Annotated in this window: 1 protein-coding gene; it reads left to right on the top strand. The window is 74.6% G+C overall.

The window, feature by feature from the left end; all coding sequences use genetic code 11:
• Positions 1–378: 378 nt before the first annotated feature.
• The coding region (locus tag SSNG_RS31570) for an MMPL family transporter (RefSeq protein ID WP_050779790.1) at positions 379–2,377 on the top strand (1,999 nt) is incomplete at its 3' end.

Below are 2,377 nucleotides of genomic sequence, written 5' to 3'. Positions count from 1 at the left end.
CCGCCAAGGGCGTGCCCCGGAACTGGGTGTCGAAGGCGAACCCGATGAGGTCCACGGCCGCCGCGCCGACCGCCACCAGTGCGTCGTTGCGCGTCCACGTCAGCCTCTCGGCGCGCGTTCCCATCTCGTCGGCCCCTTTCCCGCGGACCGCCGTGGGGCCGCCCTCCTGGATCCATTCTCCCATCGGGCCGGGGGGCGGACACCGGCCGCGGGGACCGGTCCCGACCAGGACCAGGGTCCTGGTCGGAACCGGCTCCCGGACCGTGGTCCCGGCGGCCGTCTCCTTCTCCACCAGGACGTTTTCCGCTCCTGGCGCTGATGGTCTGGAGACCGGACGGCCACCCCGGCCGGACCGCACGGACAGACCGGAGGAGAACAGTGATCCGCGCCCTGACGGGATGCTCGACCAGGAACCCGTGGAAGGTGATCGCCCTGTGGGCGGTGCTGGGCCTCGGGCTGACGATCCTGGGCCAGGTGTTCGTCTTCCGCGCCACCCAGCCCGGCAACGACGGCTTCCTGCCCGCCTCCTACGATTCGGCGGCCGCACTGCGGATCGCCGAGGAGAGCTTCGGGGCCCGGCCGGACTCCGACCCGCTGACGGTCCTGGTGGCCCGCAAGGACGGGGCCGCGCTCGGCGCTCCCGACGAGCGCCGGATCGAGGAGGTGTCGCGGCGGCTGGCCGGGCAGCGGGTGGTCATGCCCAAGGACGAGGAGGATCCGCCCTTCATGGAGGACCACTCCCAGACGCCCCGGGTCGGCGCGGGGATGACGGCCCCGGACCGGTCCTTCCGGCTGCTGTCCGTGGAACTGAGGGGCAATCCGCAGGACCCCGGGGTGCAGAGCACGTACAAGGCGTTCCGCGAGCAGGCGCGGGCCGCGTTCGCCGAGGCGGGCCTGCGGACCGGGTTCACGGGCGGGCTGGCCGCCACGGTGGACACCGCCGACGCCGAGGAGACCCGGTCGAAGGTGGTCGGCGCGGTGGTGACGGGGCTGATCGTGCTGCTCCACGTACTGGTCTTCCGCAGCGTGTTCGCGGCGCTGCTGCCCCTGCTGGCGATGGCGGTCATCGGCGGTGCGGCCGCCGGGAGCGTGATCATGGCCTCGGTGGCGAGCGGTGTCCGGCTGGCCCCCTCCACCCCCGGGCTGATCAACGTGGTGCTCATGGGCATCGGCATCGACTACTTCCTCTTCCTGCTGTTCCGCTTCCGCGAGCAGCTGCGGCAGAACCCGGCGCAGAGCGGGCGCGAGGCCGCCGCGGAGGTCGCGGGCCGGGTGGGCACGGCCGTCACCTCGGCGGCGCTGACGATCGTGGCCGCGTTCGCCACCCTCGGGATCGCCTCCTTCGGCCAGTTCCGCGTGCTGGGCCCGGCCATCGCGGTGTCGGTGCTGGTGATGCTGCTGGGCAGCCTGACGCTGATGCCGGCGCTGCTGGCCGTGACGGGCCGGAAGATGTTCTGGCCCTCGCGCGCCCTGCGGCGGGCGCCCCGTGAGGGTGTGGCGGGCCGGCTCGGCCGGCTGACGGCCCGGCGCCCGGTGGCACTGGTCCTGGCCTCGCTGGTGCTGCTCGGTGCGCTGACGGCGGGTCTGGCCGGGATCCGCATGGACTACGGGCAGTCCGGCGCGGGCGGCGAGCGGACCGCGGCGGTGGAGACGGCCGAGGAGATCTCCCGCGCCCTGCCCGCCGGGGTCTCGGACCCGACGAGCGTGCTCGTCGCCGCGAAGGACGGCGCTCCGCTCGGCGCGGAGCGGGTGGCCGGACTGGCCGGGGCCCTGGCCCGGGTGCCCGGGGTGGGCGGCGTCGCGCCGACGGTGCTGAGCGAGGACGGGAAGGCGGCCCGGATCGACCTGCTGCTGAACGTCGAATCCGGCGGGCAGCAGGCCCGCGACCTGGTCTCGGGGCCGGTCCGGGCGGCGGTCCGGGCGAACCTGCCGGCCGGGACCGAGGCCCATGTGGGCGGCACGGCCTCGGTGTTCGCGGACATCGCGGTGGCCGTGGACAAGGACCTGAAGGTCATCTTCCCGGTGGCGGCGGTGCTGATCGCGGTGATCCTGCTGGTGCTGCTGCGCAGCGTGCTCGCGCCGGTGGTGCTGATGCTCGCGGTCGGGCTCGGCTTCGCGGCCACGCTGGGGGCCTCGGCCCTCGTCTTCCAGCACGGGCTGGGGCGGCCGGGCGTGGACTTCACGCTGCCGCTGGTGCTGTTCCTGTTCGTGGTGGCGCTGGGCACCGACTACAACATCCTGATCAGCGACCGGCTGCGGGAGGAGATGGAACGCCCCGGCCCGGCCCGCGCGGCGGTGGCCCGCGCGGTGCGGCACACCGCGCCGGCGATCGCGACGGCCGGGCTGGGTGCTCGCCGCGTCCTTCGGCAGCCTGGCC

This window comes from Streptomyces sp. C (genome assembly GCF_000158895.1).
GTDB lineage: Bacteria > Actinomycetota > Actinomycetes > Streptomycetales > Streptomycetaceae > Streptomyces > Streptomyces racemochromogenes.
This window is presented reverse-complemented; position numbering and strand designations above follow the sequence as displayed.